A 13,735-nucleotide genomic window follows, 5' to 3' on the forward strand; every position below is an offset into this window, starting at 1 on the left:
GCCCGGCGCTTTGCCAGGTCGTGCAGCTGGTCTTCGCCGATCTTGCCGACGTTGAAATACACCGCCTGCGGGTGGCCGATGTAAAAGCCACTCACGCTGGCTGCGGGCGTCATGGCCAGGCTTTCGGTCAGGCCCATGCCGATGTCTGGGGCGTTCAGCACGCGAAACAGGTCGGTCTTGGCGCTGTGATCGGGACAGGCGGGGTAGCCGGGCGCGGGCCGGATGCCGCGGTACTTCTCGGCAATCATGTCTTCATTGCTGAGCTGCTCGCCCGCTGCGTAGCCCCACAGGTCGGTGCGCACGCGGTGGTGCAGGCATTCGGCAAAGGCTTCGGCCAGGCGGTCGGCCAGGCTTTTGAACATGATGGCGGAGTAGTCGTCCAGCGCATCGACAAAGGCCTTTTCTTTTTTGTCCACGCCCAGGCCTGCGGTCACGGCAAACAGGCCCGCGTAGTCGGCGATCCCGCTGTCCTTGGGGGCGATGAAGTCGGCCAGGCAGCGGCTGGGGCGCATGACGCCATCGATCACATGCTTTTCGGCCTGCTGGCGCAGGCCATACCAGGTCATGGCCACCTCGGTGCGGGTGTCATCGGTGTAGAACTCGATGTCGTCGTCGTTCACGGTGTTGGCGGGCAGCAGCGCCATCACGCCGCTGGCGGTAAGCCACCGGCCTTCGATGATCTTTTTCAGCATGGCCTGGCCGTCGGCCAGCACCTTGCGGGCCTGCTCGCCGACGATCTCGTCGCGCAGGATGGCGGGGTACGGGCCCGCCAGGTCCCAGGTCTGGAAGAACGGGCCCCAGTCGATGTATTTGGCAAGCTCGGCCAGATCGAAGTTTTTGAACACGCGGCGTCCCAGCGCGCGGGGCACGGCGGGTTGGTAGGCCGACCAGTCGATAGGCGTCTTGTTGGCGCGAGTCTTGGCCAGCGGCCACAGCGGGGTGGCCTTTTTGTTGGCGTGCTGGGTACGGACCTTGTCGTAGTCGGCGTTCATCTCGGCCACGTAGTGGTCGGCCCCGTCGCCCAGCAGGCTTTGGGCCACGCTCACGCTGCGCGAGGCGTCGGGCACATACACCACCGGGCCATCGTAGTGCGGCGCAATCTTGACGGCCGTATGCACGCGGCTGGTGGTGGCGCCACCGATGAGCAGCGGGATCTTTTTCAGGCGGAAGTGCTCGTCCTTTTGCATCTCGCCCGCCACGTACTGCATTTCTTCCAGGCTGGGGGTGATCAGGCCCGACAGGCCCACGATATCGGCCCCCTCGACCTTGGCGCGCGCCAAAATTTCGTGGCAGGGCACCATCACGCCCATGTTCACCACCTCGAAGTTGTTGCACTGCAGAACCACGGTGACGATGTTCTTGCCGATGTCGTGCACGTCGCCCTTGACGGTGGCAATGACGATTTTGCCCTTGCTGCGCACGTCCCGGCCCGCGGCCTCGTCCTGGCGCTTTTCTTCTTCGATGTACGGAATCAGGTGGGCCACGGCCTGCTTCATCACGCGGGCGCTTTTGACCACCTGGGGCAAAAACATCTTGCCCGCGCCAAACAAATCGCCCACCACGTTCATGCCGTCCATGAGCGGGCCCTCAATGACGTGCAGCGGGCGGCCTCCCTTGGCCAGGATGGCGCGGTAGGCCTCTTCGGTGTCTTCGGTGATGAAGTCGGTGATGCCATGCACCAGCGCGTGGCTCAGGCGCTCGCCCACGGTCTTGGGGTGCTCGGGTGTGCCGCGCCATTCGAGCTTTTTGCTCTCGTCCTTGGCACCGCTCTTGGCGGTTTCGGCAATCTCGACCAGGCGCTCGCCCGCGTCAGCGCGGCGGTTGAGCACCACATCTTCCACGCGCTCTCGAAGCAGGGGCTCCAGGTCGTCGTACACGCCCACCATGCCCGCGTTGACGATGCCCATGTCCATGCCCGCCTGGATGGCGTGGTACAGAAACACGGTGTGGATGGCCTCGCGCACAGGGTCGTTGCCCCGGAACGAAAACGACACGTTGGACACGCCGCCCGACACCTTGGCACCGGGCAGGTTCTGCTTGATCCAGCGCGTGGCCTCGATAAAGTCGACTGCGTAGTTGTTGTGCTCTTCGATGCCGGTGGCCACGGCAAAGATGTTGGGATCGAAGATGATGTCTTCGGGCGCAAAGCCCACCTCATCGACCAGGATGCGGTAGGCGCGCTCGCAGATTTCGATCTTGCGGGCAAAGGTATCGGCCTGGCCTTGTTCGTCAAACGCCATCACCACGGCCGCAGCGCCATAGCGCCTGACGAGCCTGGCCTGGTGCTTGAAGGCCTCCACCCCCTCTTTCATGCTGATGGAGTTGACGATGCCCTTGCCCTGAATGCAGCGCAGGCCGGCTTCGATCACGTCCCATTTGGAGCTGTCGACCATGATGGGCACGCGGGCGATGTCCGGCTCGGAGGCGATGAGCTGCAAAAAGCGCACCATGGCGGCCTTGCTGTCGAGCATGGCCTCGTCCATGTTGATATCGATGATCTGCGCGCCGTTTTCCACCTGCTGGCGCGCCACGGCCAGGGCCTCTTCGTACTGGCCGTTGAGGATCATGCGCGCGAACGCCTTGGAGCCGGTGACGTTGGTGCGCTCGCCAATATTGACGAACAGAGCGCCCTCGCCAATGGAGACCGGCTCCAGGCCGGACAGCTTCATGGGGGGCAAAGAGATAGCAGACATGGGGCTCACCTGTGCAAATACACGGAAAAACAGGTGAGCGTCGTTGCCAAGGGCCGTGCAATGGTGCCGAAAGCCCAAGCCTGACGGCAGCCAGTCACCGATGGGGGTGGGCCTGGGCTGCCGCTGCAACGCTCCTTGGGCGAGGGATTATTTTAGGTGGAAGCGAACCGGGTCGCAGATCCACGGGTAGCCCCTGTGCACGCCGCCGTGCCCCGGCGCTGCTGTGCAGGGCGTATGGACCCGTGGTGCTGCGGGGTGGTTGTTTTCGGTGTGACTATGATTCAAATTGGGCTGTTACGCCTGCCTGTATTGGCATGAATGCTACTAAAGCAATAGCACTTGATCGATTCTTCGCTCAACGGCCCAGCGCGGACGCAGGCAGCCCGAACACCCGGTCGAACACCCAGTTAAAGACAAAGGTGTAGCAAAGGAAGAACACGATGAGCGCCAGGTCCATCACAAAGGCCTGCCACAGGCTCACGTTGAACCACCAGGCAAACAGCGGCACCAGCATGAAGACCAGGCCGCCCTCGAAGCCGATCGCGTGGGCAATGCGGCGGCGCACACTGCGGCCGCGCACCGACTGGCGGGCCTCCCAGCGCTCGAAGGCCCCGTTGAACACCACGTTCCACGCCACGGCAATCGCCGACGCCGCCACCGCCAGCACGCCGGAATGCCCGACCCCCTGCCCGCTCAGCGCGGAAAGGCCCAGTGTGGCCGCTGCAATGGCGATCAGTTCGTAGAGGGTGACGTATATCAAGCGGCGCCGGGGGCCCTGCAGGCTCAGAAACAACGGCTTGGCGAACGAAGAAGCAGACATAACTGCACTTTATGTGTGGAGGTCTGATATATAAAGTCAGCTTATTTCAGAAATGTTGATAGGTGGCAGCCGTGGCTTTTTCATCCGACAGCGTGCAGGTGTTTCTGGCGGCACTCGACCACGGCTCGTTTTCGGCGGCAGCGCGGGCCCTGTCGCGCGTGCCGTCGGCCGTGAGCATGACGATTGCCCACCTGGAGGCCGAGCTGGCGGTGCAGCTATTTGACCGCAGCGGCCGCGAGCCCCGCCCCACGGCGGCGGCGCGCGCGCTGGAGCCCCAGGCCCGGCTGCTGGCCGGGCAACTGCGCCAGCTCAATGCCCAGGCGCTGGCCCTGACGCAGGGGCTCGAAGAACGCCTGACCCTGGCCATTGCGCCCGAGCTGCTGGCCGCCCGCTGGACGGCCCCGCTGGCCGCGCTGGCGCACGACTACCCGCTGCTGCAAGTGGAGGTGCTGGCAGCACCGCAGGTGGATGCGCTGGCCCTGCTGCACAGCGGCCGGGCCCAGCTGGCGCTGGTGTTCGAGCGGCCCAGCATCGACGGGCGCGAGGGCTTTCAGGAAGTGGGCACCGAAACCCTGGTGGCCGTGATGGCCCCCGAGCACCCGGTGCTGACAGCCGCGCGTGCAGCCGCCCAGGCGCGCGGCGAAGCCCCCGCCAGCGCCATGCTGCGCGAGGAGCACCTGACCACCACGCGCCAGATCGTGGTGGCCAGCCGCGACCTGGCGCAGACCGACCCACGCTTTGTGTTTGCCCGGCACCACTGGCGCACCGACAACCACCTGGCCGCCCTGGGCCTGATCGAGGCTGGCCTCGGCTGGGGCTGGCAACCGCGTGCGCTGGTGCAGCCACGCATCGAATCGGGTCGGCTGGTGGAGATGCCCTTTGACAACCTGAGCAACGGCACTGCGCTGTGGGTGGACGTGGTGTGGTCCAAGGAGCGGCCGCTGGGGCTGGGGGCGGCGCGGTTTGTGGCGCTGATGCGTGATCAGATGGAACCCGCTCGCACTTCAGCGGGCGGATGAAGGCGCGCCGGACAAGCTCGGCTTTTTCGTGCCTGATCGTTGCAAACCCATGGCCAGCGTCGTTTGCAAAGCGGGGCCTTATCAAGTCATTGCGGCCGGTTTTTGAGTTCTTCCAAAAACGCCACCACCGAGCGTTCGAGTTGCGAAAATCCGGGCTCCTCGACGGGAAAGTGGCCGCACTGGTCGAGAACCACCAGAGTTTTCTCGCACTGCAGCCGGTCGAAAAAAATCCTGCTGGACTCCATGGGCGTCCAACGGTCTGCGCCCGGGTGGGCCAGCAAGACTGGAAAGCGAAGAAATTTTTCGGGCTCCACGGTCGGGCGAAGCTCAAAGATCGATTGCATAAACCGCAAGGGCAAGCTCACCCCAGCGCCGAGTGGATCAGCAGCCACCAGACGCGAAAGCGCGGCTTGGTTGGACATGGCATTCATTTTGGTAAACCACCGAATGGGCAAGCGAAGGCCTCCCATGCAGCGCGCGAACATCGGCAACAGCGGCAAACCGACCCGCAGCACGATCGAGTTTCTCGCAAACTGCTGGCGTGTGATGGAATCGCGGGGGTCGGCAAGGGTGGTGGCCACGAGCCCGGCCACGGTGCCCGCCGGCATCGAAACCCCGCAGACATAGGCCAGAAAGCCCCCCAGGCTCGCCCCCACAAACACGATGCGGCGCCCGCTGTTTCGGTACTCGGACGCTGCGAGTTCGCGCAACACCTCGACCCAAAATCGACAATCGACAAAACGGGTCTCGTTGCTGCTCAGGCCGTATCCAGGCAAATCCGGAGCAACCACTTCGTACCCCGCCTGGTGCACAAGCCGGGCATAGGGCGCCAGAAGACGACCGTAGCCGCCCGCGCCGTGGACCAGCACAATGACGAAGGGCGATTCGTGGTTCGTGTAGCGATCCACATGCACTTGAGCGCCCCTGAAAGAGAAATACTCTTCCACCGGCGCGTTGGCCTCATCTGCGCACGCGCTGCCCGAAAAAAACGGCGCGTACTTTCGCCAATGATTTTCCTGGTTATAAGTTCGGTAGCTGTGCTTGCTCATGGCCTACCGCATGCCCGATGGCGTACGCTCACGTTCCTTGTCCTCCCATGACTGGTACCAAACCGATGCCCGACGACCCCCATGCCAACGCCCCCCTGTTTGCCGCCTGCGATCAGGCGATGTCGCGCCAATGGAGCGCCTGGCAGCCCACGGTAGGCAAACCTTTCTCATTGGAGCATATCGACCCGGCCGACAAGCCGTGGTCGCAAGGCAGCAAGGCGCAGGACAAGGCCGCCGTGGAGGCGCTGGCCGAGGAACTGGATGCGCTGCAAAACCTGTTTTATGCCGACCGGCGGTACAAGCTGCTGGTGGTATTGCAGGGCACCGACACCTCGGGCAAGGACGGCACCATCCGCGGCGTCTTTGGCCGCATGAGTGCCCTGGGCGTGCACGCCGTGGGCTGGAAGGCGCCCACCGCATCCGAGCTCGCGCGCGACTACCTCTGGCGCATCCACCAGCAGGTGCCGCAGGCGGGCGACATCACGGTGTTCAACCGCAGCCACTACGAGGATGTGCTGGTGCCCGTGGTCAATGGCTGGATCACGCCCGAGCAACAGCGCCAGCGCATGGCGCACATCAACGACTTCGAGCGCATGCTCAGCGAGACCGGTACCGTGGTGCTCAAGTTTCTGCTGCACATCAGCCTTGACGAACAGCGCCAGCGCTTGCAAGAGCGCCTGGATGACCCCGCCAAGCACTGGAAGTTCAGCATGGGCGACATCGAGGTGCGCAAGCAATGGGGCGCCTACCGCCAGGCCTACGATGCGCTGCTCAACGCCACGCACACGCCCTGGGCGCCCTGGACCGTCGTGCCTGCCAATTCCAAAACGCATCGCAATCTGATGATCGCAACCATCCTGCGCACCGTGCTGCAGCAGATGAACCTGCGCTACCCCACCGGCGACCCGGCACTGGCGCATTTCACGGTGGAGTAAACCGCCCGGCCGCGCAGAACTGCGCACCGGGCCACTGCGATTTCAGCGCACGCATAAGCCCTGCTTTTTGTGGTGCGCTGCGGCATTTGAGACCCGCAGCCACGTTATGCATTTAGCGCATAATCAGCAAACAGACTGGCCTTAGACATCGCCAAAAGGCAGGCATAAGCTTGAGGCCTTGCATTGATCCCACAAGGAAATCACCATGTCCTCATCCTCCGGTACCCCGGGCATCGCCCACGCGGGCTCACCCCACCCGCTGCCGTCTTACCTGCAGGCCGACAACCTCGGCCCCTGGGGCATCTACCTGCAACAGGTCGATCGCGTCACGCCTTATCTGGGCCACCTGGCCCGCTGGGTCGAGACCTTAAAGCGCCCCAAGCGCGCGCTCATCGTGGATGTGCCGATCGAGCTGGACAACGGCACAATCGCCCACTTTGAGGGCTACCGCGTGCAGCACAACACCAGCCGCGGCCCGGGCAAGGGCGGTGTGCGTTTTCACCAGGATGTGACGCTGTCCGAAGTGATGGCCCTGTCGGCCTGGATGAGCATCAAGAATGCGGCGGTCAACGTGCCCTACGGCGGCGCCAAGGGCGGTATCCGCGTGGACCCCAAGAAGCTGTCGATGGGCGAGCTCGAGCGCCTGACGCGCCGCTACACCTCCGAGATCGGCATCATCATCGGGCCCAGCAAAGATATCCCCGCACCTGACGTGAACACCAACGGCCAGATCATGGCCTGGATGATGGACACGTACTCGATGAACACCGGCTCCACCGCCACCGGCGTGGTCACGGGCAAGCCCGTGGACCTGGGCGGCTCGCTCGGCCGTGTGGAGGCCACCGGCCGCGGCGTGTTCACCGTGGGTGTCGAAGCGGCCAAGCTCATCGGCCTGTCGCTGCAAGGCGCTCGCCTTGCCGTGCAGGGCTTTGGAAACGTGGGCGGCATTGCCGCCAAGCTGTTTGCCGAAGCGGGCGCCAAGGTGGTGGCCGTGCAAGACCATACCGGCACCATCTTCAACGCGAACGGCCTGGACGTGCCCGCGCTGCTGGCCCATGTGAAGGCCCGCGGTGGCGTGGGCGGCTTTGCGGGTGCTGATGTAATGAAGCCGCAAGAGTTCTGGGGCGTGGATTGCGAAATCCTGATCCCCGCCGCGCTGGAAGGCCAGATCACCAAGGACAATGCGTCTCAGATCAAGGCCAAGCTGGTGATTGAAGGCGCCAACGGCCCGACCACCCCCGAAGCCGACGACATCCTCAACGACAAGGGCGTGCTGGTGCTGCCCGACGTGATTGCCAACGCTGGCGGCGTCACGGTGAGCTACTTCGAGTGGGTGCAGGATTTCTCCAGTTTCTTCTGGAGCGAAGACGAGATCAACGCGCGCCTGGTGCGCATCATGCAAGACGCATTTGCAGGCGTGTGGCAGGTGGCACAAGAGCACAAGGTCAGCCTGCGCACCGCCACCTTTATCGTGGCGTGCCAGCGCATTCTGCACGCCCGCGAGATGCGCGGCCTGTACCCCTGAGCGTCCCGCTCAGTCGCCCGCAGCGCCTTGCCCCGAGGGCGCTGCGGCAGTCGGCCCACGGCCGCTGGATGCGGCCAAAGGCTTCTTCCTCATCGGCATGGGTCAACGCCTCCCATCAGGAGGCCTTTGAAACAAGAACCGCCAGCGGCCGTGATCCGGCTCTGGCGGTTTTTTGCGCTCGCGCGCCATTTCAAGCCCTTGGCTGGGGCCCTGCGGGCTCAAGCGGCAACACAGCCCGCATCACCAGGCAAAACGGCTGCACGCATGCGGCCCGCGCGGCATAGGGGCAGCCCACGGTATCGCACAGCCGGGCTGCGTCATGGCGTGCGCGTTCGTCTTCGCGCGGAACCTGCCCGCTGGCTTGCAGTACCGCCATCTGCGTCCACGGATCCAGCCGCGCATGCATCATCTCGCGCCCATACACCACGGCGGGTGCCGTAGTCTGAAAGTCCACCACCAGCAGCGCGCTGGTGCGCCCAGCCTGCGGCTCGCCGCCCTGCAACACCAACGCAAACACGCCGGAGCGCAACGCCTGTGGCGCGCCGGTGAACGGCAATTGCAGCATGCCGGGTGGCTCGCCTGCGGGCGCGGGGGCGGGCGCTTGGGATGCCAGCCAGGGCACCGGCACGCGCAGCGTCACTGCCACGCCGCGCGGCCCCTCGGGCGTCTGCACCGTGCCCTGCCGTACCAGCCAGGTCTGCAGGGGCGGCATGTCTTCGGCCAGTGAACCGCTTTCCAGCGCCTCGGCCAGCCCCACAGGCCAGACCTGCGCGGCCACCACCCGCTGGGGCGATGTCCCAGCCGTGAGCTGCGCCACTGCCTGACTCACCAGCCCCACCAGCGCAGCACCGGGGTTCGCGGTGGGCCAGGCGGCCGACGTGGCCTGGGCCGCTGAACTCTGCAGCCCGGCGGAGGCATCCAGAGGCGGCTTGCCCGGTAACGGCGGCGCTGCGCCAACCGGAGCCACCGCCGGGCCCGCGGCACGGCCAGCGCTGCTGCTGCCGCCAGCGCTGCCCGCGCTGCGCTGCGGATCGAACCCGGCCCCCAACTGCTGGCGCGCTTGTGGCGAAATGTGGGCGGTGTCAGCCGCGGTGGGCCGTGGCGCAGCAGGCAGGGGCAAGGCGGCAGGTGCCTGCGGCGTGGGCGGCCCTGCAGGCAGCGAGGGCGGCGGGGCTGCGCGCGGTGTGTCCACACCCAGCAGCGCGCTTTGGCGCTGCAACGCCGCCTCGGCCAGGAGCTGGGCCAGGGGCGGCATGGTGCTGGCGCTGCGGGAGGGGTCGATGGGGACAGCCATGGGCGTGCGAAGTGTGGTGCGATTGTGTCGCGAATGCCGTGGCGTGACCACGGGCTGTGCGCGACCCGCGCCACACCGCTGCGATCGCGCATGCAGCCCGGCGCGGCCCCTGGACGCGGCGGGTGGCAAAATTGAGCGTTCACGTTTCATTGCGCCCGCAAGCGCAGCGCCCCATGTTCACAGGCATCGTCCAAGCCACGGCAGGCATTGCCGCTATTCACGACCGCTCGGGCCTGCGCACCTTGACGCTTGATTTCCCCGAAGGCTTTTGCCAGGACCTTGCCATTGGTGCCAGCGTGGCCACCGATGGTGTGTGCCTGACGGTCACTGAGATCCTGTCGCCCACGCAAGCCAGCTTTGATGTGATGCTGCAGAGTCTGAACATCACCACCTTGGGCACGTATGTGCAGGGCGACCGGGTGAACGTGGAGCGTGCCGCCAAGGATGGGGCCGAGATCGGCGGTCACCCGCTGTCGGGGCATGTGGATTGCACCGGCACGCTGATCGAGCGGCGCGAGCTGGACAACAACCTGGTGTGGCGCGTGGCCGTGCCCGAGCCGTTTCGCTGCTACGTGTTTGCCAAGGGTTACATCGCCATCCACGGCGCGAGCCTGACGGTGGCCGAGGTGAACCGGCAGCAGGGCTGGTTTGAGGTCTGGTTGATTCCTGAAACGCGCCGCGCCACCGTGTTTGAAGGCAAACCGGTGGGCGCGCGGCTGAACATCGAGATCGAGCGCAGCACGCAGGTGATGGTGGACACGGTGCGCGAAGCCGTACAGGAAAGCCTGGGCCGCCTGCAGCCAGTGCTGGAGGCCATCTTGCATGAAAAGGGCCTGTCGCTCGATGACTTCGTTGCCGCGGCCCCGGCGCGCTAGCCCCCCAGCGCAAGCTGCGGCTGCGCGCTGCAAAGTCCGTTTCATTGCTCCTTTTGATCATGCCTGCCTTGTCCCACCGCTGGAAACCCAATGTCACCGTGGCTGCCCTCACTGAGCGCGATGGCCGCTTCCTGCTGGTGGAAGAAGAAACGACCGATGGCCTCAAGCTGAACAACCCCGCGGGCCACATGGACCCCGGCGAATCCCCGGTGACGGCCTGCGCCCGCGAGGTGCTTGAGGAAACCGCGCACGACTTCGTGCCCACGGCGCTGATTGGCGTGTACCTCAACCGCTTCACCAAGACACGCACCGGCGACGATGTGACCTATATGCGCTTTGCGTTTGCCGGCACACTGGGAACCCACCATGCCTGGCGCGCGCTCGATACCGGCATCATCCGCACCGTCTGGATGACGCCCGAGGAGATCCGCGCCTGCCCCGAGCGGCACCGCACCCCGCTGCTGCTGCAGTGCATGAACGACTATCTGGCAGGCCAGCGGTATCCGGTGTCGCTGATCCACACCGATGCCTCGGTGACAGCGCAGCCGCGATAGCCCCTTCACACTTTGTTGAACTGGTCAACATGTCGCCATCGCGGCGATGTGCAACGTGGCATGGCGGCGCATCAGCGAAAGTGCAGGTCGCCGGGCTTGTGCCGCGCACAGTGGCAACGCCCCCACAGGCCCGGCCGGGCCGTGCGGCTTCAGCCAGCGGAGGCGGTGGGGGTGGCAGCCGCCACGCCGTGCTGTGCCATGGCCGCCATCACATGCGCGACGGACGCCGTCAGGCGCTTGGCATACGGCACATGCAAAAACTCGTTGGGGCCGTGTGCGTTGCTCCTGGGGCCCAGCACGCCGCACACCATCATCTGCGCGGTGGGGAAGCCCTCGCTGAGCATGTTCATCAGTGGGATGGTGCCGCCCTGGCCGATGTAGCCGCAGGGCGCGCCAAAGTGCGCCTGTGACGCTTCGTTGAGCGCCTGCTCAAACCATGGCGTGGTGGTAGGCGCATTCCAGCCGGTGGCACCGCCGCCACCCTGGAAGGTCACCTTGGCCTGGTAGGGCGCGTTGTCTTCCAGCAGGGCCTTGAGCTCCTGCACGGCCTGTGCCGCGTCCACCAGTGGCGGCAGGCGCAGACTGAGCTTGAAAGCAGTGTAGGGACGCAGCACATTGCCTGCGTCCTGCAGGGCCGGAAAGCCCTCGGCACCGGTCACGCTGAGCGTGGGCTCCCAGGTGCGCTTGAGTAGCGCCTGCACCGGGTCGGTGGTGGTCGGCAGGGCAAAGGTGGTCGAGCCGCCGCAATCGTAGTGTGCCCACGGAAAGCGCCGGTACACCTCTTCGCCCAGGATGGCGGCAGTGGCCCGCGCCTGCTGCAGGCGGTCGGGGGGTACCTCGCAATGGAAGCTGGCGGGCAGCAGGCGGCCGGTGGCGCTGTCTTCCAGCCGGTCGAGCACCTGGCGCATGATGCGAAACGATGAGGGCACAAGGCCCGATGCGTCGCCCGAGTGGATGCCCTCGGTCAGGATCTCGACCTTGAGCGTGCCGCTGACCATGCCGCGCAGGCTGGTGGTGAGCCACAGTTGGTCGTAGTTGCCCGCGCCCGAGTCCAGGCACACCACCAGCGCCACATGGCCCATGCGGGGGCGCAGCGCGTCGATGTAGGGCAGCAGGTCGCGCGAGCCGCTTTCCTCGCAGGTTTCGATGAGGCCCACGATGCGTGGGTGGGGTACGTTCTGGCGCTTGAGTTCCTGCACGGCGGCAATGCTGGCGTAGGCTGCATAGCCATCATCCGCGCCACCACGGCCGTAGAGCTTGCCGTCTTCGTATTTGGGGGTCCAGGGGCCGAGGTCGTTGCGCCAGCCGCTGAACTCGGGTTGCTTGTCCAGGTGGCCGTACATCAGCACCGTGTCGGTGACGGCTGGTTGGGTGGATGCGATCTCGAAGAACAGCACCGGTGTGCGGCCTTCCAGGCGCACCACTTCGAGCGTGAGGCCCTCGACCTTTTGGGTCTCGATCCACGCGGCGGCGTTGCGCACCACGGTGTCGAGCAGCCCCAGCGCGGCCCAGTCGGGCGCAAACATGGGCGACTTGGCAGGGATGGCCACGTAGTCCGTCAACTGCTGCACGATGTCGCGGTCCCACTGCTGGCTGACGCGCTCAAGCGCCAGTGCGGGTTGCAGGGTCTGGGGGGGGACGCGGGCGTTCATGGCGGTCTCCTCAAAGGCGTGGTGGCGGGTGTAAATTCACATTCCAACACATCGCGCAGTCTCGCGCCATGGCGGCCGAGATGCCCACCGTCGGATCTGCAAACCGCTTTGTGCCGGGCGCTCTTACCGACACCCCGACACCCATGCGCCCACCGGGCGGGGCTGCTACCCCGGCTGGCCGGTCAAGGCCTGCATGCCGTGAACGGCGGGCGACGAGCCATCGGGGTTGCGCAGGCTGGAGGCCACCTCCACCCGGTCTCGGCCGTTCACCTTGGCCTGGACCAGCGCGCGGTCGGCGGCGGCGATCAGCATGTCCCAGCTATCGCCCTGCACCGGACGGCCGGCGTACACGCCGATACTGACCGTGACTTCGATGTCAGACCCAAACGCCGGGTTGCCGGGCAGATCGGATGCAGGCACGTGGCAGTGCGATTGGGCCACCGCGCGGCACAGAGAGTGGGCCAACTGCTCGGCGCCCGCCAGATCGGTGTCGGGCAGTACGACCATGATCTCCTCGCCGCCGTAGCGACCCACCAGGTCCTGCGCGCGCACCCGCTCTTGCAGCGTGTTCACCACATGGCACAGCACCCGGTCGCCCACGGCATGGCCGTAGCGGTCGTTGACACGCTTGAAGTGGTCGATGTCCACCATCATCACGGCGATGGGCGCGTTGGTACGCAGCGCACGGGCCAGGTCGCGGTCGAGCGAGGCCACGATCGATCGGCGATTGACCACCCCGGTCAGTGGGTCGCGTGCGGCAGTCAAGCGGTCGTTCTCATCGGTCCGATCGCGCAGCATGAAGATAAAGCCCAGCGAGCTGAGCAGCGTCCCACAAAAGATGGTCAGTAGGGTGACTGTCTGAACGGCGTTGCTGTGCCCCATGGAGTCGGCTGTTTCCATGCTGGCAATCGCACCGAATGCCTGGCCGAGCAGCATCAACGCCGCGGCTCCGAGCCCCGCCAGCACCAGCCACTGGCCGCGCCCGACGGAGCCGCGCCGGTAGCGCACAATGACCCACGCTGCCCACAGCGACTGCAGCGCCAGCACCGTGCCCACCAGGGCCGCTCGTTCTGCCAAGGTGTCCGCCAAGAGTGCATCGACGCACACCAACGACACCGTCGGCAGCCAGCAGCAGGGCGAGCGAGCCTGACAGCAAGCCATGGGCCCCCACGATCGAAATCACATCGGGAACCTGCCCGCGCAGCAGCAGCAGCGTGTGCCCCGCTGCATTGGCCAGCAGCGCTGCCGACCAATGCAGCTGGCCATCGTGCCGCCGCCCCCAGGCCACCACGGCCATGGCTATCGCCATCATGACCGAG

The 13,735-nt window shown here is 65.7% G+C and carries 11 protein-coding genes and 1 riboswitch; of the genes, 5 read left to right on the forward strand and 6 right to left on the reverse strand.

What is annotated here, in order from left to right; genetic code table 11:
• Both metH and ACK543_RS04470 read right to left on the reverse strand, forming a co-directional pair.
• Nucleotides 1-2,693 (reverse strand): methionine synthase (gene metH, locus ACK543_RS04465; RefSeq protein ID WP_409941647.1); only part of this gene is annotated, 2,693 nt, incomplete at its 3' end.
• A 28-nt stretch (nt 2,694-2,721) separates the two neighbouring features.
• Nucleotides 2,722-2,836: riboswitch (S-adenosyl-L-homocysteine riboswitch) on the reverse strand.
• A gap of 212 nt (nt 2,837-3,048) precedes the next feature.
• The gene (locus ACK543_RS04470; protein WP_409941648.1) at nt 3,049-3,513 is read right to left on the reverse strand and encodes a PACE efflux transporter; all 465 of its coding nucleotides are present in this window, start codon (nt 3,511-3,513) and stop codon (nt 3,049-3,051) included.
• Between the two features lie 71 nt (nt 3,514-3,584).
• Between ACK543_RS04470 and ACK543_RS04475 the strand changes: the two genes are divergently transcribed.
• Nucleotides 3,585-4,532 (forward strand): LysR family transcriptional regulator, encoded by a 948-nt coding sequence (locus ACK543_RS04475; RefSeq protein WP_409941649.1) that lies wholly within the window; start codon nt 3,585-3,587, stop codon nt 4,530-4,532.
• An 86-nt stretch (nt 4,533-4,618) separates the two neighbouring features.
• On the opposite strand, the gene ACK543_RS04480 is transcribed toward ACK543_RS04475, so the two are convergent.
• The gene (locus ACK543_RS04480; RefSeq protein WP_409941650.1) at nt 4,619-5,581 is read right to left on the reverse strand and encodes an alpha/beta hydrolase; all 963 of its coding nucleotides are present in this window, start codon (nt 5,579-5,581) and stop codon (nt 4,619-4,621) included.
• A gap of 65 nt (nt 5,582-5,646) precedes the next feature.
• Between ACK543_RS04480 and ACK543_RS04485 the strand changes: the two genes are divergently transcribed.
• Nucleotides 5,647-6,516 (forward strand): PPK2 family polyphosphate kinase, encoded by an 870-nt coding sequence (locus ACK543_RS04485; protein ID WP_409941656.1) that lies wholly within the window; start codon nt 5,647-5,649, stop codon nt 6,514-6,516.
• 205 nt (nt 6,517-6,721) lie between these two features.
• On the forward strand, nt 6,722-8,041 hold the full coding sequence (locus ACK543_RS04490; RefSeq protein WP_409941651.1) for a Glu/Leu/Phe/Val family dehydrogenase: 1,320 nt from the start codon (nt 6,722-6,724) through the stop codon (nt 8,039-8,041).
• A 190-nt stretch (nt 8,042-8,231) separates the two neighbouring features.
• Here ACK543_RS04490 and ACK543_RS04495 read toward each other — a convergent pair whose 3' ends face one another.
• The gene (locus ACK543_RS04495) at nt 8,232-9,335 is read right to left on the reverse strand and encodes a hypothetical protein (protein ID WP_409941652.1); all 1,104 of its coding nucleotides are present in this window, start codon (nt 9,333-9,335) and stop codon (nt 8,232-8,234) included.
• A 173-nt stretch (nt 9,336-9,508) separates the two neighbouring features.
• Here ACK543_RS04495 and ACK543_RS04500 point away from each other — a divergent pair, with 173 nt between their 5' ends.
• Nucleotides 9,509-10,210, forward strand: a complete 702-nt coding sequence (locus ACK543_RS04500) for a riboflavin synthase subunit alpha (RefSeq protein WP_409941653.1) — start codon at nt 9,509-9,511, stop codon at nt 10,208-10,210.
• Between the two features lie 68 nt (nt 10,211-10,278).
• The gene (locus tag ACK543_RS04505; RefSeq protein ID WP_409941657.1) at nt 10,279-10,764 is read left to right on the forward strand and encodes an NUDIX hydrolase; all 486 of its coding nucleotides are present in this window, start codon (nt 10,279-10,281) and stop codon (nt 10,762-10,764) included.
• A 149-nt stretch (nt 10,765-10,913) separates the two neighbouring features.
• On the opposite strand, the gene ACK543_RS04510 is transcribed toward ACK543_RS04505, so the two are convergent.
• Both ACK543_RS04510 and ACK543_RS04515 read right to left on the reverse strand, forming a co-directional pair.
• Nucleotides 10,914-12,416, reverse strand: a complete 1,503-nt coding sequence (locus ACK543_RS04510) for a M20 family metallopeptidase (RefSeq protein ID WP_409941654.1) — start codon at nt 12,414-12,416, stop codon at nt 10,914-10,916.
• A 165-nt stretch (nt 12,417-12,581) separates the two neighbouring features.
• Nucleotides 12,582-13,493: a GGDEF domain-containing protein gene (locus tag ACK543_RS04515; protein WP_409941655.1), complete on the reverse strand. Its 912-nt coding sequence runs from the start codon at nt 13,491-13,493 to the stop codon at nt 12,582-12,584.
• Between the last annotated feature and the right edge of the window lie 242 nt (nt 13,494-13,735).

Source organism: Acidovorax sp. (assembly GCF_046341535.1).
GTDB lineage: Bacteria > Pseudomonadota > Gammaproteobacteria > Burkholderiales > Burkholderiaceae_C > Acidovorax.

What these genes read in the sequence shown, in the direction of transcription:
- ACK543_RS04470 (WP_409941648.1), bottom strand. Translation starts at nt 3,513, where the DNA reads ATGTCTGCTTCTTCGTTCGCCAAGCCGTTGTTTCTGAGCCTGCAGGGC.
- ACK543_RS04495 (WP_409941652.1), bottom strand. Translation starts at nt 9,335, where the DNA reads ATGGCTGTCCCCATCGACCCCTCCCGCAGCGCCAGCACCATGCCGCCC.
- ACK543_RS04485 (WP_409941656.1), top strand. Translation starts at nt 5,647, where the DNA reads ATGCCCGACGACCCCCATGCCAACGCCCCCCTGTTTGCCGCCTGCGAT.
- ACK543_RS04480 (WP_409941650.1), bottom strand. Translation starts at nt 5,581, where the DNA reads ATGAGCAAGCACAGCTACCGAACTTATAACCAGGAAAATCATTGGCGA.
- ACK543_RS04500 (WP_409941653.1), top strand. Translation starts at nt 9,509, where the DNA reads ATGTTCACAGGCATCGTCCAAGCCACGGCAGGCATTGCCGCTATTCAC.
- ACK543_RS04510 (WP_409941654.1), bottom strand. Translation starts at nt 12,416, where the DNA reads ATGAACGCCCGCGTCCCCCCCCAGACCCTGCAACCCGCACTGGCGCTT.
- ACK543_RS04490 (WP_409941651.1), top strand. Translation starts at nt 6,722, where the DNA reads ATGTCCTCATCCTCCGGTACCCCGGGCATCGCCCACGCGGGCTCACCC.